Annotated in this window: 22 protein-coding genes; 10 read left to right on the top strand and 12 right to left on the bottom strand. The window is 61.2% G+C overall.

Annotation, left to right across the window (positions count from 1 at the left end; translation table 11 throughout):
- Window positions 1-30 precede the first annotated feature (30 nt).
- The 3 genes from VC35_RS01120 to VC35_RS01110 all read right to left on the bottom strand — a co-directional run bounded on the left by VC35_RS01120 (window position 31) and on the right by VC35_RS01110 (window position 2,804).
- Window positions 31-1,113: a bifunctional transcriptional activator/DNA repair enzyme AdaA gene (locus VC35_RS01120; RefSeq protein ID WP_046037230.1), complete on the bottom strand. Its 1,083-nt coding sequence runs from the start codon at window positions 1,111-1,113 to the stop codon at window positions 31-33.
- Between the two features lie 82 nt (window positions 1,114-1,195).
- Window positions 1,196-1,816: a LysE family translocator gene (locus tag VC35_RS01115; protein ID WP_046037229.1), complete on the bottom strand. Its 621-nt coding sequence runs from the start codon at window positions 1,814-1,816 to the stop codon at window positions 1,196-1,198.
- Window positions 1,817-1,907: 91 nt separating this feature from the next.
- Window positions 1,908-2,804 carry a DMT family transporter gene (locus VC35_RS01110; RefSeq protein WP_046037227.1) on the bottom strand — a complete coding sequence of 299 codons (897 nt, stop codon included), beginning with the start codon at window positions 2,802-2,804 and terminating at the stop codon, window positions 1,908-1,910.
- 89 nt (window positions 2,805-2,893) lie between these two features.
- Between VC35_RS01110 and VC35_RS01105 the strand changes: the two genes are divergently transcribed.
- Both VC35_RS01105 and VC35_RS01100 read left to right on the top strand, forming a co-directional pair.
- Window positions 2,894-4,225 carry an aminotransferase-like domain-containing protein gene (locus VC35_RS01105; RefSeq protein ID WP_046037226.1) on the top strand — a complete coding sequence of 444 codons (1,332 nt, stop codon included), beginning with the start codon at window positions 2,894-2,896 and terminating at the stop codon, window positions 4,223-4,225.
- A gap of 86 nt (window positions 4,226-4,311) precedes the next feature.
- The gene (locus VC35_RS01100; RefSeq protein ID WP_046037225.1) at window positions 4,312-4,899 is read left to right on the top strand and encodes a LysE family translocator; all 588 of its coding nucleotides are present in this window, start codon (window positions 4,312-4,314) and stop codon (window positions 4,897-4,899) included.
- 196 nt (window positions 4,900-5,095) lie between these two features.
- Here VC35_RS01100 and VC35_RS01095 read toward each other — a convergent pair whose 3' ends face one another.
- Together VC35_RS01095 and VC35_RS01090 are read right to left on the bottom strand one after the other, a co-directional pair.
- A complete protein-coding gene (locus VC35_RS01095) occupies window positions 5,096-5,929 on the bottom strand; it encodes an AraC family transcriptional regulator (RefSeq protein WP_046037224.1) in 834 nt (277 codons plus the stop codon).
- 33 nt (window positions 5,930-5,962) lie between these two features.
- Entirely contained in the window at window positions 5,963-6,466 is a 504-nt protein-coding gene (locus VC35_RS01090) for a VOC family protein (RefSeq protein WP_046037223.1), read from the bottom strand.
- Window positions 6,467-6,732: 266 nt separating this feature from the next.
- Between VC35_RS01090 and VC35_RS01085 the strand changes: the two genes are divergently transcribed.
- The 6 genes from VC35_RS01085 to VC35_RS01060 all read left to right on the top strand — a co-directional run bounded on the left by VC35_RS01085 (window position 6,733) and on the right by VC35_RS01060 (window position 12,177).
- On the top strand, window positions 6,733-6,981 hold the full coding sequence (locus tag VC35_RS01085) for a hypothetical protein (RefSeq protein ID WP_046037222.1): 249 nt from the start codon (window positions 6,733-6,735) through the stop codon (window positions 6,979-6,981).
- A complete protein-coding gene (locus VC35_RS01080) occupies window positions 6,981-8,135 on the top strand; it encodes an NnrS family protein (protein WP_046037220.1) in 1,155 nt (384 codons plus the stop codon). Before VC35_RS01085 ends, VC35_RS01080 begins: the two co-directional genes overlap by 1 nt.
- Before the next feature lie 171 nt (window positions 8,136-8,306).
- Window positions 8,307-8,762 carry a (2Fe-2S)-binding protein gene (locus VC35_RS01075; protein WP_046037219.1) on the top strand — a complete coding sequence of 152 codons (456 nt, stop codon included), beginning with the start codon at window positions 8,307-8,309 and terminating at the stop codon, window positions 8,760-8,762.
- Between the two features lie 7 nt (window positions 8,763-8,769).
- Window positions 8,770-10,938 (top strand): xanthine dehydrogenase family protein molybdopterin-binding subunit, encoded by a 2,169-nt coding sequence (locus VC35_RS01070; RefSeq protein WP_046037218.1) that lies wholly within the window; start codon window positions 8,770-8,772, stop codon window positions 10,936-10,938.
- Window position 10,939: 1 nt separating this feature from the next.
- On the top strand, window positions 10,940-11,521 hold the full coding sequence (locus VC35_RS01065) for a hypothetical protein (protein WP_046037217.1): 582 nt from the start codon (window positions 10,940-10,942) through the stop codon (window positions 11,519-11,521).
- Between the two features lie 74 nt (window positions 11,522-11,595).
- Complete coding sequence (locus VC35_RS01060) at window positions 11,596-12,177, top strand: GGDEF domain-containing protein (RefSeq protein ID WP_046037216.1); 582 nt, start codon at window positions 11,596-11,598, stop codon at window positions 12,175-12,177.
- Between the two features lie 131 nt (window positions 12,178-12,308).
- On the opposite strand, the gene VC35_RS01055 is transcribed toward VC35_RS01060, so the two are convergent.
- Window positions 12,309-12,734: a VOC family protein gene (locus VC35_RS01055; RefSeq protein WP_046037214.1), complete on the bottom strand. Its 426-nt coding sequence runs from the start codon at window positions 12,732-12,734 to the stop codon at window positions 12,309-12,311.
- Window positions 12,735-12,846: 112 nt separating this feature from the next.
- Here VC35_RS01055 and VC35_RS01050 point away from each other — a divergent pair, with 112 nt between their 5' ends.
- Together VC35_RS01050 and VC35_RS28490 are read left to right on the top strand one after the other, a co-directional pair.
- Complete coding sequence (locus tag VC35_RS01050) at window positions 12,847-13,707, top strand: LysR family transcriptional regulator (RefSeq protein ID WP_046037213.1); 861 nt, start codon at window positions 12,847-12,849, stop codon at window positions 13,705-13,707.
- A 312-nt stretch (window positions 13,708-14,019) separates the two neighbouring features.
- The gene (locus VC35_RS28490) at window positions 14,020-15,165 is read left to right on the top strand and encodes an RHS repeat-associated core domain-containing protein (RefSeq protein WP_080925226.1); all 1,146 of its coding nucleotides are present in this window, start codon (window positions 14,020-14,022) and stop codon (window positions 15,163-15,165) included.
- Window positions 15,166-15,277: 112 nt separating this feature from the next.
- Here the strand turns inward: VC35_RS28490 and fabI are convergent, their stop codons facing one another.
- The 6 genes from fabI to VC35_RS01020 are packed head-to-tail and all read right to left on the bottom strand — an operon-like array spanning window position 15,278 to window position 23,413.
- Window positions 15,278-16,072, bottom strand: a complete 795-nt coding sequence (gene fabI / locus VC35_RS01045) for an enoyl-ACP reductase FabI (protein WP_046037212.1) — start codon at window positions 16,070-16,072, stop codon at window positions 15,278-15,280.
- 19 nt (window positions 16,073-16,091) lie between these two features.
- The gene (locus tag VC35_RS01040; RefSeq protein WP_046037210.1) at window positions 16,092-17,702 is read right to left on the bottom strand and encodes an ABC transporter ATP-binding protein; all 1,611 of its coding nucleotides are present in this window, start codon (window positions 17,700-17,702) and stop codon (window positions 16,092-16,094) included.
- A 1-nt stretch (window position 17,703) separates the two neighbouring features.
- Window positions 17,704-18,723, bottom strand: a complete 1,020-nt coding sequence (locus tag VC35_RS01035; protein ID WP_046037209.1) for an ABC transporter permease — start codon at window positions 18,721-18,723, stop codon at window positions 17,704-17,706.
- 1 nt (window position 18,724) lies between these two features.
- Window positions 18,725-19,798 carry a microcin C ABC transporter permease YejB gene (locus tag VC35_RS01030; RefSeq protein ID WP_008051869.1) on the bottom strand — a complete coding sequence of 358 codons (1,074 nt, stop codon included), beginning with the start codon at window positions 19,796-19,798 and terminating at the stop codon, window positions 18,725-18,727.
- A 4-nt stretch (window positions 19,799-19,802) separates the two neighbouring features.
- Window positions 19,803-21,644, bottom strand: a complete 1,842-nt coding sequence (locus VC35_RS01025) for an extracellular solute-binding protein (RefSeq protein ID WP_046037208.1) — start codon at window positions 21,642-21,644, stop codon at window positions 19,803-19,805.
- Window positions 21,641-23,413: an extracellular solute-binding protein gene (locus tag VC35_RS01020; protein ID WP_185754728.1), complete on the bottom strand. Its 1,773-nt coding sequence runs from the start codon at window positions 23,411-23,413 to the stop codon at window positions 21,641-21,643. The genes VC35_RS01025 and VC35_RS01020 overlap by 4 nt, the downstream gene beginning before the upstream one ends.
- Window positions 23,414-23,632: the final 219 nt, after the last annotated feature.

The raw sequence follows: 23,632 nt of genomic DNA, 5'->3' as shown, positions 1-23,632 counted from the left end.
TTCCTTCCTTATGAAAAAACTGTGGGGGGATCAGAATGCCAGCTGCTCCGTGAGCTGCACCGCGGCGTTTTCCAGCCTGAGCAGAAACGCCTTGCGCGGCTGGCCTCCAGCGTAGCCGGTCAACGAGCCGTCGGCGCCGATCACCCGGTGGCAGGGCACGACAATCGATAAGCGGTTATGCCCGTTGGCCAGGCCCACCGCCCGGCTGGCACCGGGCTTGCCCAGGCTCGCCGCGATGGCGCCGTAGGTGGTGGTCCGGCCGTAGGGGATTTTCGCCAGTTCGGCCCAGACCCGGCGGGAGAACTCGCTGCCGGGCATGTGCAAGGCCACGCTGAATTCAGTGAGCGTGCCGGCGAAGTACGCGGACAATTGCGCTTCGATCTGCTGCAAATGCGCGTTGTGCCCCGGCGCCACGGCATAACCGAAACGGTTTTGCAGCGCTTCGACCGCAGGGTTCAGCGAGGCCTGGTCGAGAAACTCCAGCAGCACCAGCCCACGCCGTTCGGCCATGGCGATCATCGGCCCCAGCGGCGTGGTCAGGCGCGTGAACAACAGCGGCTCGCTGTTGGCCGCGCGGCCCGGGGTGATGTGAAAGGATTTCTGAAAGGCATCGCGAAAACCGCTCAGGGATTCGTAGCCGGAATCGAAGGCGACGTCGTCGATGGAGTCGCCCTGTCTGATCCCGTTCAGCGCCATGCCCAGGCGTCGGGCGCGCAGCCAGGCGTGGAAGGTCATGCCGAAATGCTGCTTGAACCAGCGACGCAGTTTCAGTGGTTCGATACCTTGGGCCAGTAGTTGGGCGTCGGTCCAGCGCTGCTCCGGGTCGGCGTCTACCGATCTGAAGAGTGTCTGCACCCAGTCCGGCGCGCTGGCGGCGGTGTCCAGTGGTTTGCAGCGCAGACAGGCGCGATAGCCCGCCGCCAGGCATTGTTCGGCGTTGGCAAAGAACTCGACATTTTCCGGCTTCGGGCTGCGGGCGGTGCAACCGGGGCGGCAGAAGATGCCTGTGGTCTTGACCGCCGTGAAGAACACCCCCTCGTAGGAGGTGTCTCGCTCGAGCATGGCGCGAACCATCTCGGCACGGGGCGGAAGCAGCGTTTTTTGTAGGTTCATGGGCGCAGCATAGATCGCGTTATGGATGGCCTCCACCGGAAAATCGACAGCGAATTTCCGATTTTCACAATGATCCGTAGGATCAAGCGCGTCTGGCCATCAGCAGTACCGAAGCCGCTGCTGACAGTAAACCTGCACAGCAACGGTTGAACATCCGCTTGCCCGACGGCCTGGCGAACCAGCGGCGCATGTGCAGGCCCATGTAGGCGTAGGCGCCGATGGCGATCCATTCCAGCACCAGAAACAGCGCGCCCAACACCACGAACTGCGGCCCGATGGCGTGGGTCGAGTCGACGAACTGTGGCAGGAACGCGGTGAAGATCAGGATGGCCTTGGGGTTGCCGGCCGCGACCAGAAACTCCTGCCGGGCCAACGCCAGCGTGCCCAGGGGGGCAGTGGTGACAAGGTTTTCGACACCCGCATCGGCGCGCCACAATTGCCAGGCGAGGTAGAACAGGTAGGCCGCGCCGAGGATCTTGATCGCGTAGAACAGCAGCTCAGAGGTTTGCAACACCACCGCCAGTCCCGCCGAGGCCAGGGCAATCATCCCGGCGAACGCCAGCAACCGGCCGATGCCGGCCACACACGCGGTGCGGTAGCCATAGCGGGTCGAATTGCTGACCGACAGCAGGTTGTTGGGGCCGGGTGCCATGTTGAGGGCAAAGCAGGCTGGCAGAAACAGGGTGAGGGTGGCGAGGTCCATGGTGGGCTCCTGTAGCAAGAGCGCTATTTTTATCACGGCTCACCCTTGGCCAGACCCATACAGTCATGGGCGCAAACCACCGTACACGGGGCTATCTGGCGAACTTTTTCGCCCCGGCCACGCAGAGGATCACGGCGACGGTGACACCCAGCATGCCTACGCTGACATGTTCATGCAGCAGGGTGGCGGCCAGGGTCAGCCCGAAAAACGGCTGAAGCAGTTGCAATTGCCCGACGGCGGCGATGCCCCCTTGGGCCAGGCCGCGATACCAGAACACGAAACCGATCAGCATGCTGAACAGTGAGACGTAAGCCAGGCTGAACCACGCCGGCGTGGTGATGCCGGTGAACGACGCCGGCATGCGCATCCAGCTGAGCGCCGCCACGACCGGCAGCGACAGCACCAGCGCCCAGCTGATCACCTGCCAGCCACCCAGCGTGCGCGATAGTTTCGCGCCTTCGGCATAACCCAGGCCGCAGGCGAGGATGGCCAGCAGCATCAGGATGTCGCCTTGGGGGGAGGCGGTCAGCCCTTGGGACAGGGCAAAGCCGACCACCAGCAGGCTGCCCAACACCGAGAAAATCCAGAACGCCGCCCGTGGCCGCTCGCCGCCGCGCAGGACGCCGAACACCGCCGTCGCCAGGGGCAACAGGCCGACGAAGACGATGGAGTGCGCGGACGTCACGTATTGCAGCGCCAGCGCGGTCAACAGGGGAAAGCCGATGACCACGCCCAGGGCTACGATCATCAGCGGTATCAGTTGCTGGCGCGCCGGGCGTTTTTCCTTGAATAACCACAGCAGGCACAGCGCCAGGACCGCCGCGATGGTTGCGCGCGCGACGGTCAGGAACACCGGGTCAAACTCCAGCACCGCCACCCGCGTCGCCGGCAGCGAGCCGCTGAAGATCACCACGCCGATCAGGCCGTTGATCCAACCGCTGGTGCTGTTTTCCAGCGTCCGGTGTTGCAGGTTCGAGGTCCGTTCCATTTGGCTCACGCTCATTGTCTGATTGCACGAAACTCATCCTATGAGCGACTATCGATACAATCAAAAAATTGTCATGGATACATCTCGACATGCCTCGATCCCGTTACAAGACCCTGGTGGATGCCTTTGCCGCCGACATCCGCTCCGGTCGTTTGCCGCCCGGCACGCGCCTGCCGACTCACCGGCAACTGGCCACCGAGCACGGTCTGGCACTGGTCACCGCCAGCCGGGTGTATGCCGAGCTGGAGGGCATGGGCCTGGTCAGCGGCGAAACCGGACGCGGGACCTTTGTCAGGGAAACCTCGTTGCCGCCGGGGCAGGGCATCTCGCAGCACGTGGTGGCGGCGGGGATGATCGACCTGAATTTCAACTACCCGTCCTTGCCCGGTCAGGCCGACCTGTTGCGCACGGCCTTGCGTCAGCTGGCCTTGTCCGGCGACCTGGAATCGCTCCTGCGCTATCAGCCCCACGCGGGACGCCTGCACGAGCGGGCCTCGGTCGCGCGTCATCTGCTTGACCGCGGGCTGAACGTGCCGGCCGAACAGGTATTGATCGTCAGCGGTGCCCAGCATGGCCTGGCGGTGGCGATGATGACGCTGCTCAAGCCCGGCGATGTGATCGCCGCCGATGCGTTGACCTATCCCGGTTTCAAGACGCTGGCCGAAACCCTGCATCTGGAAATATTGCCGATTCCGGTCACGGATACCGGGCCTGATCTGCCCGCCCTGGATAAGCTCTGCCGCAGCCGTTCGGTACGGGCCGTCTACTCGATGCCGACCTTGCACAACCCTTTGGGCTGGGTGATGGACCTCGATCAGCGCGAGCAGTTGGTGGCGATTGCGCGCCGGCATGACCTGACGATCATCGAGGACGCCGCCTACGCGTTCCTGGCCGAAAACGTACCGCCACCGCTGGCCGAGCTGGCGCCGGAGAGGACGGTGTACGTGTCCGGTCTGTCGAAGAATATCGCCACCGGGCTGCGTGTTGGCTTCATCGCCGCACCCGCGCAATGGGTCGCCGCCTGCGAGCGCACGATCATGGCGACCACCTGGAACACCCCGGGCGTGATGACCGCCATCGTCACGGCCTGGCTCGACGACGGCACCGTCAGCCAACTGGAGGAGCAAAAACGCGCGGACGCCCGGGCCCGGCAAGCTTTGGCCCGCGAGGTACTGGCGGGGCTCAGGACCATCAGTCACCCGAACTCCTATTTCATCTGGCTGCCGTTGGCGGAAGACGCCCGGGCCGACCAGATCGCCATGGCATTGATGCGCGAGCAGGTGTCGGTGTCGCCGGCCGAACCCTTTGCGGTTTCGGCCCATGTGCCGCACGCGATACGCCTGGCGCTGGGCTCCGTGGACATGGATTCGCTGCGGGTTGCCCTGGGTAAGGTTAAAAACGTCGTCGGCTATTACTCGTAGCGCTGCAGGGCAGTTTTCTTCAATACGCGAATCGCTCGGCTCTTTACCTTGAGGGCCTTGTTCAATTCGATGGAAGAAGGTGTGCAATGAGTCTGATGATCTCCATGGCGGCGTTTGCGCTGGTCGCTTCCATCACGCCGGGGCCAGTCAATATCGTGGCGTTGAGCTCCGGCGCACGGTTTGGTTTCCGGGCCAGCCAGCGTCATGTGGCTGGGGCCACCCTGGGATTTGTCCTGCTTTTGGTGCTGATGGGGCTGGGCCTGCATGAGTTGTTGCAACGGTGGCCAGCGCTGACCCAGGTGGTGCAATGGGCGGGGGTGGCCTTTCTGTTGTACATGGCCTTCAAGCTGGCGGCCGACAATGGGCAGGTGCAGGCCAGTGAATCGGCCAAGGCGCCGTCGATGCTGTATGGCGCCATCATGCAATGGCTCAATCCGAAGGCCTGGCTGGCCTGTGTGGCCGGCATGGGCGCGTTTGTCGCCGATGGCGAGGCGCGCCTGGTCTGGCAGTTCGCCGCGATTTATCTGGTGATCTGCTATGCGTCGGTCGGATGTTGGGCGTATGCCGGGACGTTTTTGCGCGGTTTTCTGAACAACCCGGCGGGTATGCGCCTGTTCAATCGCGCCATGGCGTTGTTGCTGGTGGTGAGTGCGGTGTACTTGTTGTTGCCCTAACGGCAGTCACCAGGTTTTGTGGTGAAGTTACAGCTTTTGTGGCGAGGGAGCTTGCTCCCGCTGGGCTGCGAAGCGGCCCCCGCTTTCCTTCAGGCAAATCTTGCATGCAGGTTTTGCGACGGCTTCGCCGCCGGGCGGGAGCAAGCTCCCTCGCCACAGATCTATCCAAACCACCGATTCAGCCAAAACCACAGGCTCACCCCCGATACTGCCCCGGTGTTGCCGCCAAATGCTGTTTGAACGCCCGTTGAAAATGCGCCTGATCGGCGAACCCTGCTTCCAGTGCCACATCCGCGATCAGCTTGCCGTTGCGCAATTGATCCTGGGCGAACTGGATGCGCCGGTTCACCAGGAATGCGTGGGGCGTCATGCCGTAATGCTGTTTGAAGGCGCGGATCAGGTAGGACGGCGACAGTTGCGCCGCTTCGCAAATGTCTTCGAGCCTGAGGGTTTGCGTGCAGTGGTCGCGGATGTAGTCGGCCGCGCGCTCCAGCTTGAAGTTGGGTTCACGCAGCGGCGGGTCGGCCGGGTTGAGTCGTAGCTGCACATCGGTAAAGAACTCCACGGCCACGCTGTGTTTGCGCAGCACGTCTTGCTGTGGATCGACCAACACCTCATACAAGCCCGCGAGGCCGGCAAACAGCTGGGCGTCCCGGGTGTGGGTCAGGGAAAAACGGCGAAACGCCGCGTCATCGCTGAAGCCGAGTTGATGCTGCAAATCGGTCAGCCACGGCGTATCGACGTACAGCATCAAATACGACCAGGGTTGGTCTTCGATCGGGTTGCAGGCGTGGACGTCACCGGGGTTCATCAGCACCACCGTGCCGACGTCGACCTCGAACGCCGACTGCTCATGCAGATAAGTGCTGCGCCCGGCGGTGATCGCCCCGATGGAAAAGTGCTCGTGGGCGTGCCGGGTGTAGCAGACTTCGCGCCCGTCGGCGATGGAGCGGGCTTCGATGAAGGGCAGGGCATCATCGCGCCAGAAGCGCGGGGCCTTGTCGGCGTTCTTGGCAACGGCGTGCTTCATGCTCACTCCTCGGCAGGTCAGCGCCCGAGTGTATTAGCTCTCGCCGTCAAAGGCTCGTTGCAGTACGGCAATATCGAGTTTTTTCATCTGCATCATCGCCTGCATGGCCCGTTGGGATTTCTTCGTGTCGGGGTCCTTGATCATGTCCATCATCGCGACGGGGACGATCTGCCACGACAGCCCGAACTTGTCCTTGAGCCAACCGCATTGCTGGGCCTCGGGCACGCCACCGGCCGACAGGTTGCCCCAGTAATGATCGACTTCTTCCTGGCTCAGGCAATTGACCTGAAACGAAACTGCCTCGCTGAACGTGAACAGCGGTCCGCCGTTGAGGCCGGTGAAACTCTGTCCGTCGAGTTCGAAGCTGACGGTCATGACCGAACCCTCGGGCCGGCCGTGGAACTCGAATCCGGCGTGGCCGTAATGAGTGATGGCAGTGATTTTCGAGTGGTCGAAGATCGAACAATAGAATTTCGCCGCCTCTTCGGCCTGATCGTCGAACCACAGGCAGGGCGTGAGTTTTTGTACGCGTAGCATGGTGCCAGCTCCTCTGCAGGTAACGCATGTTCCGGACTTTCAGCGTAGTCAGCCTCTGGTCGTCTGGCCGTACCGTAGATCGAGAAAATTGCCGCAGGGTAGCGTCGCTGTAGTCAAAATGACTTTATATAGAGTCAAACAGACTATTTTTGTGGTGTGTCTTTATGACTCGTATATGCGCAAGCGCTTGGATCTAAAGGGGTAAAAACCTGGCACGGGACTTGAAGAGGTAAACGTACAACTGAACGCCTTCAGGAGTACGCACAATGTTCGACATCTTCAGCAACCCTCAGAACGTTCTTCAATGGTCGAGCCGTGTGCTCGGCGCGGGGCTGGCGATGCTGCTGGCCGGCATTTACGGTGCCTATCTCTACGACGGCCATCTGGCGATCACCGTGCTGGTGACCATGCACGCCCTGACCATTCTCGGTCCGACCCTGTTGAAAATCGGCTATGTCATGCGTCTGCTTTCGCAGTATCGCCTGAGCCAATTCCCGGCCCGAGTGGTGGCTTGATGCGCAAACTGGTGGCTGCACCGCTCTTCAGCCTGGGCTTTCGACCCTTCTTTCTGGCCGGGGCCGGGTTCGCGGCCCTCGCCATCGCGATCTGGGCCTTGTGGCTGTACGGCCGCTTGCCGGGTGCGCAACCGGTGGGCGGCATGCTCGCCTGGCATCGACATGAAATGCCTTTCGGATTTGCCACGGCCATCATTGCCGGGTTCCTGCTGACGGCGGTGCCCAACTGGACCGGTCGGTCGGGGCTCAAGGGCTGGCCGCTGATCGGTCTGGTGCTGGTGTGGCTACTGGCACGGCTGGCCTGGTTCCTGCCGATACCGGCGCCCTTGTTGCTGGCCTTGCAGGTTCCGTTTCTGCCGTTGCTGGCGTGGGCGTTGGGGGGCGATCTGCTGGCTGCGGGCAAGCGCGAGAATTATCCGATTCTGTTGATGGTGATGCTGCTGGCCGGGTGTCAGGCGTTGACGTTGCTCGGGTTCGCCGTTGATGACGCCAATCTGCAACGCCATGGCGTGCTGGCTGCCTTGTGGCTGGTGGGCGCGCTGATGAGCGTGATCGGCGGGCGGGTGATTCCGTTCTTTATCCTGCGCGGCTTGAACCGGCCCGCAACGCCTGCGGCCCATCCGTTGCCGGGAAAGGTGTTGCTGATCAGCGCCATGCTGGCGGCGGTGTCTTTTGCCGCCGGATTGAATGACGCCCCACGGGTTTGGCTGGCGCTAATGTTTGCGTTGATCAGCGTTTTGCATCTGCTGCGATTGTGGCGCTGGCATGATCGTGGCCTGTGGCGGGTGCCGCTGCTGTGGTCGCTGTACCTGGCCTACGCCTGGCTCGCGGTGGCGACGCTGGCCATGGCGCTGTGGCACCTGGGCTGGATGCCGCAGCAAAGCCTGGCCACCCATTCACTGGCCGTCGGCGGTATCGGCGGGTTGGTTCTGGCGATGATCGCCCGGGTCAGCCTGGGGCATACCGGGCGCTTGTTGCAGCCGTCAAAGGCGGTTGTTGCGGGGTTTGCCCTGTTGCTACTGGCGGGTGTGTGTCGAGTGTGGCTGGTGCCGTTTTCCGGTCAGGGTCTGGCGCTGTCGGCGTTGCTGTGGTGTAGCGCTTTCGGTGTTTTTGTCTGGCGCTACACCGGCATTTTATTGGGGCCGAGGCTCTAGCGAAGACCTTCAGGGCCGCCCTTCGAGGCGGCTTTTTCATGACCGGTGGTCGATGCGCCCCGGCCTGTCGGCAAATTTGCGCTTAGCTGAAGGGATAGCCCGAGGCGCGCGCAGGTTTACAAGGCCGCAGCGACGCCCCTTCAGATCACCCTGAGTCTGAGGAACCGCGCCATGCTCACCCTGAACATCAATGGCCAGGATCAGGAGCTGGATGTCCCCGCCGACATGCCGCTGCTCTGGGTCTTGCGCGATGTCGCCCACCTCACCGGCACCAAGTTCGGCTGTGGCATCGCCCAATGCGGGGCCTGCACCGTGCACGTCGATGGCGCACCGCTGCGCTCGTGCATCACACCGGCCACGGCCGTGGCTGATGGACAGAAGATACTCACCATCGAAGGCCTTTCCGCAGACGGTTCGCACCCGGTCCAACAGGCATGGGCGGAACTCGACGTGGTCCAGTGTGGCTACTGCCAGTCCGGGCAGATCATGTCGGCGGCGGCCTTGCTGGCGAAAATTCCGCAACCGACCGACAGCGACATCGATCAGGCGCTGTCCGGCAACATCTGCCGTTGCGGCACTTACCCGCGGATCCGCGCAGCGGTCAAACGCGCTGCCGAGCTGGGTTGAGGTGGCCATGAACAGCATCAACGCGTTATCGCGCCGTGGTTTTCTCAAGGGCAGTGCCGTGCTGGGTGGTGGATTGGTGGTGGCGTTTGCCATGCCCGGTGCCCACCGTTTCGCCATGGGCGCGGAGAACCAGGGCAACGTGTTTGCACCCAATGCCTTCCTGCGCATTGGCAACGACAACAGCGTCACCGTGTTGCTCGGCCACTCGGAAATGGGCCAGGGCATCTGGACCGGCCTGACCATGCTGATTGCCGAAGAACTGGACGCTGACTGGACGAAAATCCGCGTCGAGCATTCCCCTGCTTCGGCCACCGATTACGGCCTGCCAGGCTTTGGCGGGATGCAGATCACCGGCGGCTCGACCTCGACCTGGATGGAGTTCGACCGCTATCGCCAGGCCGGCGCAGCGGCGCGCCTGATGTTGATCGACGCGGCGGCCAAGCGTTTCAACGTCGCGCCCTCCGAGATTCATACCGAATCGGGGGTGGTCATTGCCGGTGAACACCGTGCCACCTATGGCGAGTTGGCCGATGATGCCGGGCAATTGCCACGGCCAGACCCGGCTTCGATCACACTCAAGGACGCAAAGGACTGGCGGCTGATCGGCAAACCCACCAAGCGTCTGGACACGCCGGAGAAAATCACTGGCCGTGCGAAATTCGGCATGGACGTGCAGTTTGACGGGCTGATGACCGCGATGGTCGCCCGTTCGCCGACCTTCGGCGGTAGCGTCAAATCCTTTGAAGGCGCCGAAGCGCTGGCGATTCCGGGCGTGCACAAAGTGGTGCAAGTGCCGACCGGCATCGCGGTGATTGCCGATCATTTCTGGGCGGCGAAGATGGGGCGCGATGCACTGAAAATCGAGTGGAATCCGGGGCCGAACGCCGGACTCAATAGCCAGACGTTGCTGGAAAACTTCCGCAAGCTCGCCACCACCCCCGGCCTGAACGCCGGTCAGGCGGGCGATACCCAGGCTGCGCTGGCGAAAGCGGTCAAGAAGATCGATGCTGAATACAGTGTGCCTTACCTGGCCCATGCGCCGATGGAGCCGCTGAACTGCACGGTGAGCATCACCCAGGACAAGTGCGAAATCTGGACCGGCACTCAGTTTCAGACCCTGGACCAAATGGTCGCCGGGAAAATCACCGGGCTCAAACCGGAACAGGTGGTGATCCATACTGAGTTTCTCGGCGGCGGCTTCGGGCGCCGGGCCAATCCGACGTCGGACTTCGTCAGCGAAGCGGTGTATGTCGCCAAGGCCGCCGGTGCACCGGTGAAAACCGTGTGGGCGCGGGAAGACGACATCCGCGGCGGCTATTACCGCTCGGCGTTCCTGCACCATGCGCGGATCGGGCTGGGCGCCGACGGCCTGCCGCTGGCCTGGAAACATGTGATGGTCGGGCAGTCGATCATGGCCGGGACCTCGCTCGAAGCGAGCATGGTCAAGGACGGCATCGACAAGACGTCCGTCGAAGGCGTGGCCGACAGCCCTTACTTCGAAGGACTGGCCAATCACCAGATCGAACTGCACTCACCGAAAACCGGCATCAGCGTGTTGTGGCTGCGTTCGGTGGGGCACACCCACACTGCGTTTGTCATGGAATCGCTGATCGATGAGCTGGCCACGGCGGCCGGCAAGGATCCGGTGGAATATCGGCGCACCTTGCTCAAGGATCATCCGCGCCACCTCGGTGTGCTGAACCTCGCGGTGGAGAAGGCCAACTGGACGGCGCCACTGCCGGACGGCCATGCGTTGGGTGTGGCGGTGCATGAGTCGTTCGGCAGCTACGTGGCCCAGGTGGCCGAGGTGTCCCAGGACAACCTCGCCATTCGTGTGCATCGGGTGGTGTGCGCTGTGGACTGCGGCATCGCGGTCAATCCACAGAGCATCGCCGCGCAGATGGAGTCGTGCATCACCTTTGGCCTCAGCTTCGCCTTGCACAGCAAGCTGACGCTCAAGGACGGGCAGGTGGTGCAGTCCAACTACCACGACTATCGGGTGCTGCGGCTCAACGAAATGCCGGTGGTCGAAGTGCATATCGTGCCCAGCAGCGACAAACCCGGTGGTATCGGCGAGGCCGGTGTGCCACCCATGGCGCCGGCGGTGGCCAACGCGGTGTTTGCCTTGACCGGGCAGCGCCTGCGGGAGCTGCCCTTGCAGCTATCGGGGGTGTGAAATGAAACGACATCACTGGTTGCTTGGGGCGGTGATCCTGGTCCTTCTCGTCGCCTACGCATCCCACGTGTTCGCCGATGACCGCGAGGCCTTGCAGGCGTTCGACACTGTGCAGAAGGTCTTCCAGAGCCCTCGTTGCCAGAACTGCCACATTCCCGGGGATTCGCCGCTGCAATTCGATGCCGGCGTACCCCACGCCATGAATGTCGTGCGGGGCATGGACGGCAAGGGCTCGGCGGGGCTGCCCTGTGCTACCTGCCATGGGCAAAGCAATCCGCCTGCCAGTTACGGCCCCCACGCGCCACCGGGTGCGCCGCACTGGAGTTTGCCACCGGCCGCGCACCGGATGGCCTGGATCGGCCTGCCCGCCGACCGGCTGTGCGCGATGATCAAGGATCGCTCCAGCAACGGCGATCGGGATTTTGCCGCACTGATCAAGCACGTCAGCGACGACAAGCTGGTGCTGTGGGGCTGGAACCCTGGCGGCAATCGCGCGCCGGTGCCGGTACCCCACGATGTCTTCGTCACCCAGTTCAAGCGCTGGGCCGATGCGGGAGGACCGTGCCCGATGGCGGGTAGCTGACCAGCGGCACGCTTACAGGGAGTCAATGTGGGTACGGGCGACTCTAACGTGCATACCTGCCAAAGGAGTGAACGATGTTGATCTCAGGCAAAACAGGCAAATCGGGCCGATCAGCCAACCCATTGCTTACGCCACAGCAGGAACGTGAACGTCTGCGCGAACTGTCTCGCCAGGCCGAGCAAGAGCTGGCAGGTGTGCAGATGGCGAGCATGGACGAGCTGACGCTGCTGTCCAATCGCCACGGCTTCACCGCACTGGCCCAACTCGGGCTGGACGCCTGCCGGCAACTGGAGACCCCGGCGACGCTGCTGTACTTCAGCCTCGATGAATTCAAACTCATCTGCTATCTGTATGGCCGGGCCAAGGGTGACGATGCGCTCAAGACGTTCGCCGATGTCCTGCGGATCGGCTTTCGTGAAAACGATGTGGTCGGCCGACTCGAAGGCGACCGGTTCGTGGCGCTGCTGACTGGTTCCAGCGTGGTGGAGATTGCGGCGATCAAGGCACGGCTCAATGAGATACTCGATGAGCGCAACGCTGCGGCGCATTGCAGTTATGACATTCGGTTCAGTGTTACCCAGGTCGAGTATGACTCCATTGTTCATGACTCAATCGAGGAACTGCTGGAGGAGGCCGAGCTTGTGATGAGCCGTTAGGGCGGTGTTGTGTTGGCGGGCCTCTTCGCGAGCAGGCTCGCTCCTACAGGTTTTGTGAACGCCACAAATCCACTGTGGGAGCGAGCCTGCTCCGGGCGGCGATCCGACGAAAGCGTCCTGACAGACACCACCTATTTGGCAAACAACTGCCCAATGTCCTTGAACGCCTTGAACTCCAGCGCATTCCCGCAAGGATCAAACAGAAACATCGTCGCCTGTTCACCCGCCAGCCCCTGAAAGCGAATCCCCGGCTCAATCACGAAGCGCGTCCCCAGTGACTTCAATCGCTCGGCCAACGCTTCCCACTCGGCCATCCCGAGCACCACGCCAAAATGCGGCACCGGCACATCGTGACCATCCACGGCATTGGTGTGCGCGGCTTCTTGTGCAGGTTTTTTCGGTGCCAGGTGAATCACCAGTTGATGGCCGAAGAAATTGAAATCCACCCAATGGTCGCTGGAACGACCTTCTTCCAGGCCAAACACTGAACCATAGAAATGTCGGGCGGCCGGCAAGTCGTAGACCGGAATGGCCAGGTGAAAAGGGGACAGTTGCATCAGGCGAACCTCGGTGTGGGTGGGAATGTGTCGAGTTTAGCCCTGTGATTTTTGATTGAAAGACGATATTTTTTGCATCGAGCTCAAATTATTTCGATCAATCGAGGTCGCCATGCTGCGAGAACTGAAAACCTTTATCGCCGTGGCGCGTTACGGAACCTTCGCCGCGGCCGGCATGCACATTGGCCTGACGCAATCGGCGGTCAGTGCGCAGATTCGCAATCTGGAACAGGCCCTCGGCATTCGTCTGTTCGACCGCACCGGGCGTCAGGCGCTGCTCAATGCGGCGGGGCAGCGTGCGTTGCCGATGGCCAGGGAAATGCTCGAGACCTTCAGCCGCATGGCCGTCAGTGACGATGTCAGTGAGTACCGTGGCGAACTGAAAATCGGCGCAGTGGCCACCGCCCAGACCGGGCTGCTGCCCCAGGCGCTGGTGCGCTTGCGCCAACAGGCGCCCTTGCTGGAGCCCAAGCTGGTGCCCGGGGTGTCACTGAACCTGCTGAGCCAGGTGGACACGGGAGAAGTGGACCTGGCGATCCTGATCAAGCCGCCGTTTGAGTTGCCCAAGGAATTGTCCGCGCAGGTGATTCGCCGGGAGCCCTTCGTGCTGATCGTACCGGCGGACCTGGACGGCGATGATCCGCTGCAACTGCTCGCCGAGCACCCACACGTGCGCTACGACCGCAATTCGTTCGGCGGGCGGCTGGTGACGCGGTTTCTGCGGGAACGGCAGATCGAGGTGCAGGTGGCGCTGGAGCTGGATGAACTGGAGGCTATCGTGAAAATGGTCGAGTGCGGCTTGGGGGTTTCCCTGCTGCCGGAGGCCGGGTTGTGGCTTGAGCATGGGGCCGGGGTGCGGATCATCCCGCTGGGTGAACTGACTTTCTATCGGGAGATTGTGCTGTTGCAGCGCTACAGCCAACGGATGCAGCCGATTCAGCAGTTGTTTGCCAGCTGTCTGACTCAACACTGACCCTGTGGGAGCGAGCTTGCTCGCGATGAGGCAATCTCATTCAACATATCTTCTGGCTGATACACCGCAATCGCGAGCAGGCTCGCTCCCACAGGGGATGGTGTTTGTCCGGGAAATTGCAGGCATAAAAAATCCGACGATTACTCTTCGATACAGTCCATGCCTGTGGTGCTGAAACCACCGCCCACGTACATGTTTTCACCGCTGTGCCTGCGCCCACTTATCCGTCTCAACCTATCAGTTCTGCTAGTACCCAATAGACGAAACAGGGCAGATAGTGATTTATCCATACTCAAAGAATGGATCAATCCTATGTTGACTCAACTGCGGTCACTACTCTGCGAATATCACTACGATCCTCTGGATCGCCTGACCAGTCACGCCCAACCGAATGCCCCGGCGCATCAGCGGTTTTACTGCCAAAGCCGTCTTGCCACCGAGATACAGGGGGCATTACGCAAGACCATTTTCCAGTCTGGTGATCAGGTTCTTGGGCAACAACAGCGCCAGGGCGACTCAATCGACGTCGCGCTACTGGCCACTGATCAACAACGTTCAGTCTTGCAAACGCTCCAGAAAGACAATCTACCGCAGCCCATCGCTTACTCACCCTATGGCCACCATCGAGCCGAAAGCGGCATGAGTAGTTTGTTGGGTTTCAACGGTGAGCGGGCGAATCCCGTGACCGGGCATTATTTGCTGGGAAATGGATACAGGGCGTTCAATCCGGTGTTGATGCGGTTTAATAATCCGGACAGTTGGAGTCCGTTTGGTAAGGGGGGATTGAATGCTTATGCATATTGTGAGGGGGATCCGATTGGGCGGACTGATCCGACAGGGCATGCTCTGATACTCCCACTTAAACTTTTACGAGGTGCAACATATGAGCATAACAACACATCTTATAGGCAGCTCGGTTACTTCATGGGGGATTCAAAGACTGTAACAAAACTTGGGACTGAGGGTAGTCGTGTAAAGGCTATTAAAGTGAATGATGACCCGTATCATTACCCAACTGACCGGTCTAAGGAATCGGTACAGCCTTTCGGCGTACTTGTACCTGATGATCTAATGGATCGAATGATGACTCCTGTACAAATGCGATGGAGGCCTGAGCAAGCAATAGGAGCTATCCTCAAAGAAGATAGGTATCTCGTTATTCCGCGAGAATATCATGAACGCCTTATTTTTATAGATGGTTCTGCACCGTCACCACCATCGTCACCACCACCGATGGCTGCAGTGGCCGCCAGGTCTTTACCACGCCGTGCTGCTCCCAAGATAGATTCTTTGAATGCTGATTCTGAAATTCCCTCTGGTTCCGTTTCTAGCTTAAGTGTGGCCGTACTTGCAAACTCAGCATCCAACATAAGAAGAATACAACAATTGAAGAAATCGGCCTCCAATGTACGAAGTGGATCTTCAGCACCAAACAGCGGTAGGAAGTTTAATGGGTAATACTGTTTTTCCACGAATAACAGCCCAGCGGATCGTTGCTCCCATAAAGGACCGTGCATAAAAAACCCGCCAAAACAGGCGGGTTTAATGAGATGGTCAGCCTGACCGAAGATTACTCTTCGATGCTGCCCATGGCCGTGGTGTTGAAACCACCGTCCACGTACATGATTTCACCGCTGATGCCGGACGCCAGGTCCGAGCACAGGAAGGCGCCGGCGTTGCCGACTTCGTCGATGGTGACGTTGCGGCGCAGCGGGGTTTGCGCTTCGTTGGCGGCCAGCATCTTGCGGAAGTTCTTGATGCCGGAAGCGGCGAGGGTGCGGATGGGACCTGCCGATACGCAGTTTACGCGGGTGCCGTCCGGGCCCAGGGAGCCGGCCAGGTAACGTACGCCGGCTTCCAGGGAAGCCTTGGCCATGCCCATGACGTTGTAGTTCGGCATGGTGCGCTCGGCGCCCAGGTACGACAGGGTCAGCAGGCTGCCGTTGCGGCCTTTCATCATTTCGCGGCCGGCCTTGGCCAGGGCCACGAAGCTGTAGGCGCTGATGTCGTGGGAGATGCGGAAACCTTCACGGGTGGTGGCTTCGGTGAAGTCGCCGTCCAGTTGGTCGCCCGGGGCGAAGCCGACGGAGTGCACGATGCAGTCCAGGCCGTCCCACTTCTTGCTCAACGCTTCGAAGACCTTGGCGATTTCTTCATCGCTGGCCACGTCGCACGGGAAGCACAGCTCAGGGCTCGAACCCCAGCCTTGTGCGAACTCTTCGACACGACCCTTGAGTTTGTCGTTCTGATAAGTGAAGGCAAGCTCAGCGCCCTCGCGATGCATGGCGGCAGCGATGCCGGATGCGATGGACAGCTTGCTGGCGACACCGACGATCAGTACGCGCTTACCGGCGAGAAAACCCATGTGTTGCTCCTCTTTCAGGTTATTGCGCAGTGGCCGGAGCCAGAAAAGCGGCTTCCAGCAACTGCTGTGTATACGGATGTTGGGGGGCGGCAAAAATGCTTTGCGCGTCTCCCTGTTCGACCACTTGGCCATGCTTGACCACCATCAACTGGTGGCTCAGCGCTTTCACCACAGCCAGGTCATGGCTGATAAACAGATACGTCAGGTTGTACTTGCTTTGCAGTGAACGCAAAAGCTCCACTACCTGGCGTTGTACTGTGCGGTCGAGGGCCGAAGTCGGCTCGTCCAGCAAAATCAACGCCGGTTTTAACACCAATGCCCGGGCAATGGCGATTCTCTGCCGTTGCCCGCCGGAAAATTCGTGGGGGTAGCGGTGCCGGGTTTCCGGATCCAGACCTACCTCCTTGAGTGCCGCAATAATCGCTTGTTCCTGTTCTGCCGCGGTGCCCATCTTGTGGATCCGCAGGCCCTCGCCAACGATCTGGCTTACGCACATCCGCGGGCTCAGGCTGCCGAACGGGTCCTGAAACACCACTTGCATCTCCCGCCGCAGCGGCCGTACCTGTTGCTGCGTCAGGCAGTCTAGCTGCTGGTCTTCAAAGCGAATGGCGCCTTTGCTGGCGATCAACCGCAAAATCGCCAGGCCCAGGGTCGATTTGCCGGAACCGCTTTCACCCACGATCCCCAGGGTCTGACCCTGGGGCAGGCTGAAATTGATGCCGTCGACCGCCTTGACGTAATCCACCGTGCGCTTGAGCAGGCCTTTCTTGATCGGAAACCAGACTTTCAGGTCCTCGACCGCCAGCAAGGGCGGGCCGATCACGTTGCTTGCAGGCTTGCCATCGGGCTCCGCTGCCAGCAGTTCCCGAGTGTACGGATGCTGCGGCGCGCGGAACAATTCTTCGCACGATGCCTGTTCGACGATGCAACCTTGCCGCATGACACATACGCGATGCGCAATTCTTCGAACAAGGTTCAAATCGTGGCTGATCAGCAGCAGTGCCATGCCCAATCGGGCTTGCAGTTCCTTGAGCAATTCGAGGATTTTCAGCTGGACGGTCACGTCCAGCGCGGTGGTCGGCTCGTCGGCGATCAGCAGTTCCGGCTCGTTGGCCAGGGCCATGGCGATCATCACCCGCTGGCGCTGGCCGCCGGACAATTCGTGGGGCAGGGCCTTGAGGCGCTTGTGCGGCTCGGGGATGCCGACCATCTCCAGCAGCTCCAGGGTGCGCTTGGTCGCGACCTTGCCGGTCAGGCCCTTGTGGATGCCCAGCACCTCGTTGATCTGTTTCTCGATCGAGTGCAGGGGATTGAGCGAGGTCATCGGCTCCTGGAAGATCATTGCAATCCGGTTGCCGCGAATGTGGCGGATGGTTTTTTCCTTCAGGTCCAGCAGGTTCTGCCCGGAATACATGATGGTGCCGGACGGATGCCGCGCGAGCGGGTAGGGCAGCAGGCGCAGGATCGAATGTGCTGTTACCGATTTACCGGAACCGCTCTCGCCGACCAAAGCCAGGGTTTCACCGCGCTTGATGTCGAAGCTGACACCTTCGACCGCCAGCTGGCAGCGATTGCCGACGACAAAATCGACGGACAGGTCGCGCACTTCGATCAGATTGTTCTGATTCATTTCACTTCCTCGGGTCGAAGGCATCGCGAGCGGACTCGCCGATGAACACCAGCAAACTCAACATCAAGGCCAGCACGGCAAAGGCGCTGATGCCCAGCCACGGCGCCTGCAGGTTGGATTTGCCCTGGGCCACCAGTTCACCCAGGGACGGGCTACCCGCCGGCAAACCGAAGCCGAGGAAGTCCAGGGCTGTCAGCGTACCGATGGCGCCGGTGAGGATGAACGGCATGAAGGTCATGGTCGAGACCATCGCGTTGGGCAGGATGTGGCGGAACATGATCGCACCGTTCTGCATGCCCAGGGCGCGGGCGGCGCGTACGTATTCCAGATTGCGCCCGCGCAGGAACTCGGCGCGTACCACGTCGACCAGGCTCATCCACGAGAACAGCAGCATGATCCCCAACAACCACCAGAAGTTGGGCTGCACGAAACTGGCAAGGATGATCAGCAGGTACAGCACCGGCAGCCCGGACCAGATCTCCAGGAAGCGCTGCCCGGCCAGGTCCACCCAGCCCCCGTAGAAGCCCTGCAAGGCCCCGGCGATCACGCCGATGATCGAGCTGAGCACGGTCAGGGTCAGGGCGAACAGCACCGAAATGCGGAACCCGTAGATCACCCGGGCCAGCACATCACGGCCCTGATCGTCGGTGCCCAGCAGGTTGTCCGCCGAGGGCGGGGCCGGGGCCGGGACTTTCAGGTCGTAGTTGATGCTCTGGTAGCTGTAGGGGATCGGCGCCCACAGCACCCAGGCGTCCTTGGCCTTGAGCAGTTCGCGGATGTACGGGCTCTTGTAGTTCGCCTCCAGCGGAAATTCGCCGCCGAAGGTGGTTTCCGGGTAGCGCTTGAGCGCCGGGAAGTACCAGTTGTTGTCGTAGTGCACCACCAGCGGCTTGTCGTTGGCGATCAGCTCGGCGCCCAGGCTGGCGCCAAACAGGATCAGGAACAGCCACAGCGACCACCAGCCACGCTTGTTGGCCTTGAACAGTTCGAAGCGTCGGCGATTGAGAGGGGACAGGTTCATCTCAATGCTCCCGGCTTTCGAAGTCGATGCGCGGATCGACAAAGGTGTAGGTCAGGTCGCCGATCAGTTTCACCACCAGTCCGAGCAGGGTGAAGATGAACAGCGTGCCGAACACCACCGGGTAATCGCGGTTGATTGCCGCCTCGAAACTCATCAGGCCGAGGCCGTCGAGGGAAAAGATCACCTCCACCAACAACGAGCCGGTGAAGAAGATGCCGATGAGGGCCGAGGGGAAACCGGCGATCACCAGCAGCATGGCGTTGCGGAACACATGACCGTACAGCACGCGGTGGTTGGTCAGGCCTTTGGCCCGTGCGGTGATCACGTACTGCTTGTTGATCTCGTCGAGGAAGCTGTTCTTGGTCAGCAGGGTCATGGTCGCGAAGTTGCCGATCACCAGCGCGGTCACTGGCAGCGCCAGGTGCCAGAAGTAGTCGAGGATCTTGCCGCCCATGCTCAGTTCATCGAAGTTGTTCGAAGTCAGACCGCGCAAGGGGAACCAGTCCAGGTAACTGCCGCCGGCGAACACCACGATCAACAGGATGGCGAACAGGAACGCCGGGATCGCGTAGCCGACGATGATCGCCGAACTGGTCCAGACGTCGAAGTGGCTGCCGTGCCGCTTGGCCTTGGCGATCCCCAGCGGGATCGACACCAGGTACATGATCAGCGTGCTCCATAGTCCGAGGGAGATTGAGACCGGCATCTTTTCCTTGATCAGGTCGATGACCTTGGCGTCGCGGAAGAAGCTGTCGCCGAAATCCAGGGACGCATAGTTCTTGACCATGATCCACAAGCGTTCCGGCGCCGATTTGTCGAAGCCGTACATGTGCTCGATTTCTTTGATTAGTGCCGGGTCCAGGCCCTGGGCGCCGCGATAGGCCGAGCCTGCCACCGAGACTTCGGCACCGCCGCCGGCGATGCGGCTGGTAGCGCCTTCGAAGCCTTCGAGCTTGGCGATCATCTGTTCCACCGGTCCGCCCGGGGCGGCCTGGATGATCACGAAGTTGATCAGCAGGATGCCGAACAGAGTCGGAATGATCAGCAACAGTCGCCGAAAAATGTACGCCAGCATCTGATTACTCCGTGCCCGCAGGATCGGCCTGCAGTGTGGTTTCGACTTCTATCGCCGGCTTGATGTCGGGCTTGACCCACCAGGTGGCCGTGCCGATGTCGTACTTGGGCGAGACCTTGGGATGGCCAATGTGGTTCCAGTAGGCCACGCGCCAGGTCTTGATGTGCCAGTTGGGTATTACGTAATAGCCCCATTGCAGCACCCGGTCCAGCGCGCGGGCGTGGGCCACCAGGCTGTTGCGCGAATCGGCGTTGATCAGTTGCTCGACCAGTTGATCGACCACCGGATCTTTCAGCCCCATGGAGTTGCGGCTGCCGGGTTTGTCGGCGGCGGCCGACATCCAGAATTCCCGCTGTTCGTTCCCCGGCGAGTTGGACTGCGGGAAGCTGCCGACGATCATGTCGAAGTCCCGGGAGCGCACACGGTTGATGTACTGCGAGACGTCGACCCGCCGGATCACCAGATCGATACCCAGGTCGCTCAGGTTGCGCTTGAACGGCAGCAGCACCCGTTCGAATTCGGTCTGGGCCAACAGGAACTCGATGACCACCGGCTTGCCGGTGGTGTCGACCATCTTGTCATCGACGATGCGCCAGCCGGCCTCCTGCAACAGTTGATAGGCTTGCCGTTGCTGGGCGCGGATCATGCCGCTGCCGTCGGTGGTCGGGTTCTGGAACGCTTCGTTGAACACCTGCGGCGGCAGCTTGCTGCGGAACGGTTCGAGGATCGCCACCTGATCGGCGTCAGGCGCGCCGGTGGCGGCCATTTCCGAGTTCTCGAAATAACTGCGGGTGCGCGCGTAGGCGCCGTTGAAGAGTTGCTTGTTGGTCCATTCGAAATCCAGCAACAGCGACAAGGCCTGGCGCACACGCACATCCTGGAACACCGGGCGGCGCATATTGAACACGAAGCCTTGCATGCCGGTGGGGTTGCCGTTGGGAATCTGTTCCTTGACCAGTCGACCTTCGGTGACTGCCGGAGTGTTGTAGGCATTGGCCCAGTTCTTCGCGGTCATTTCCAGCCAGTAGTCGAACTGTCCGGCCTTGAGCGCTTCCAGGGCGACGGTGTTGTCGCGGTAGTAATCGGTGGTCATCACGTCGAAGTTGTAGAAGCCGCGATTGACCGGCAGGTCCTTGCCCCAGTAATCCTTGACCCGCTCGTAACGCACCGAGCGTCCGGCCTTCACTTCGCTGACCTTGTACGGGCCACTGCCCAGCGGGATTTCCAGGTTGCCCTTGTTGAAGTCGCGGTCGGCCCACCAATGCTTGGGCAGCACCGGCAACTGGCCGAGGATCAGCGGCAGTTCGCGGTTGTTGGTGTGCTTGAACTTGAACAGCACGGTCAGCGGGTCTTCGGCGATCGCTTCGGCCACGTCGTTGTAGTAGCCGCGGTACATCGGCGCGCCGTCCTTGGTCAGCATCTGGAAGCTGAATACCACGTCCTCGGCGCGAATCGGATGGCCGTCATGGAAGCGTGCTTCGGGGCGCAGGTAGAAGCGCACCCAGGCGTTGTCCGGGGCTTTCTCGATCAGTCGGGCGATCAAGCCGTACTCGGTGAACGGTTCGTCCAGACCTTGCTTGGCCAGGGTGTCGTAGATCATGCCGATATCGTCCGCCGGCACGCCTTTGCTGATGAAGGGGTTGAGGCTGTCGAATCCGCCGAAACCGGCCTGACGGAAAATCCCGCCCTTGGGCGCGTCCGGATTGACGTAGTCGAAGTGTTTGAAGTCGGCCGGGTATTTCGGCGGTTCGTTGTACAGGGTCACGGCATGTTGCGGGGCGGCGCAGGCCAGCCCGGCGAACAGCAGACCGCTGGCCTGCAGGAGCAGGGCACGGATGGGTTTCATTGATCTTTCTCCGAAGATTTCAGCCACCACGCGTTCAGGCCCAGAGTGTAGGGCGGCGTGGTGACGAAGGCGAGCCGGTTGCGGTACGCCAGACGGTGATTATTGAGGTACCAGTTGGGAACGATGTAGTGCTGCCACAGCAGCACGCGGTCGAGGGCCTTGCCGGCGGCGACCTGCTCATCGCGGGTCTGGGCGGCCAGCAACTGGTCGAGCAAGTGGTCGACTACCGGGTTGGCAATGCCGGCGTAGTTCTTGCTGCCCTTGACCCCGGCCTGGCTGGAGTGAAAGTACTGCCATTGTTCCAGGCCTGGGCTGAGCGTCTGGTTGAGGGTCATCAGAATCATGTCGAAGTCGAACTGGTCGAGGCGCTGCTTGTATTGCGCGCGATCGACCGTGCGCAGCCGCGCATCGATGCCGATGCTGGCCAAGGTCTCGACGTAAGGCTGGAGGATGCGTTCCAGGTTCGGGTTGACCAGCAGCAGCTCCAGGCGCAAGGGCTGTCCGGCGGCGTTTTGCAGGCGCTGGCCATTGAGCTTCCAGCCAGCCTCAGCAAGCAGGCCGAGGGCTTTGCGCAAGGTCTCCCGGGGGATGCCGCGGCCATCGGTCTGCGGCAGGCTGAACGGTTCGGTAAAGAGTTTGGCCGGCAGTTGCTCGCGATAGGGCTTGAGTAACAGCCATTCATGCCCGACCGGCAAACCGCTGGCCGAGAACTCGCTGTTGGGGTAGTAACTCATGGCGCGTTGGTAGGCGCCGCCGAACAGCGTGCGGTTGGTCCACTCGAAGTTGAACATCAGCCCCAGCGCTTCGCGGACCCTGGCGTCCGAGAACGCCGGGCGGCGGCTGTTCATGAACAGGCCTTGGGTCTGGGTCGGGATCCGATGGGGAATCTGCGCCTTGATCACCTCGCCGCGGCGTATGGCGGGGAAGTTGTAGCCGGTGTCCCAGTTCTTTGCCTGATGCTCGATGTAGATATCGAATTCGCCGGCCTTGAACGCCTCGAACGCCACGTCGCTGTCGCGGTAGAACTCGACTTCCATGCGGTCGAAGTTGTACTTGCCGCGATTGACCGCCAGGTCCTTGCCCCAGTAATCCTTGACCCGTTCGAAGACGATCTGTCGTCCTGGTGTGGCCGAGGTAATGCGATACGGCCCGCTGCCCAGCGGCGGCTCGAAAGTGGTGGCCTTGAAGTCGCGGCCTTTCCAGTAGTGCTGTGCCAGCACCGGCATTTCACCCAGGCGCAGGATCAGCAGCGGATTGCCGGCACGCTTGAACACGAAACGGATGCGTTGCGGGCTGAGGATGTCGACCCGCGACACTTCCTGAAGGCTGGTGCGATACAGCGGATGGCCTTCCTTGAGCAGCACGCGATAGGAGAACGCGACGTCGTAGGCGGTGATCGGCGTGCCGTCATGGAAGCGTGCTTCGGGGCGCAGGTTGAACACCACCCAGCTGCGGTTCTCGTTGTACTCCACCGACTGGGCGATCAGGCCATAACTGGACGCGGGCTCGTCACCCGAAGGTGCGTACTGCCCCGTGCCGATCATCAGCGGTTCGTTCAGCTCGTTGATGCCGTATTGCAGGAAACTCGGTGTGGTGACCGGGCTGGTGCCCTTGAAGGTGTAGGGGTTGAGCGTATCGAAGGTGCCAAACGCCATGACCCGCAACGTACCGCCCTTGGGCGCTTGCGGGTTGACCCAGTCGAAGTGGGTAAATCGGGCCGGGTACTTGAGCGTGCCGAACTGCGCATAACCATGGCTTTCGATGATCATCGCGCTTGCGGTGGAGCTCAAGGCCAGGCTGATCAGGAAGAGGAGGGGACGCTTCAAATAGGGGATCCGGTCCGGGCGGCTTGGGCTTTGTGGATCGTACAGTAACAGCTTGTATGGACAGGAAAAAGACGGGGGGTTAATGCGCAATCTCGGCCAGGTCACAAACCCTGTAGGAGCAGCCCACAAAAACTGTGAAGACATAAAAAAGCCCCTGAAGTC

This window comes from Pseudomonas fluorescens (assembly GCF_000967965.1).
In the GTDB taxonomy this organism is placed as follows: domain Bacteria; phylum Pseudomonadota; class Gammaproteobacteria; order Pseudomonadales; family Pseudomonadaceae; genus Aquipseudomonas; species Aquipseudomonas grandcourensis.
The sequence above is the reverse complement of the archived record's forward strand: the minus strand, read 5'-3'. Positions and strand labels throughout refer to the sequence as shown.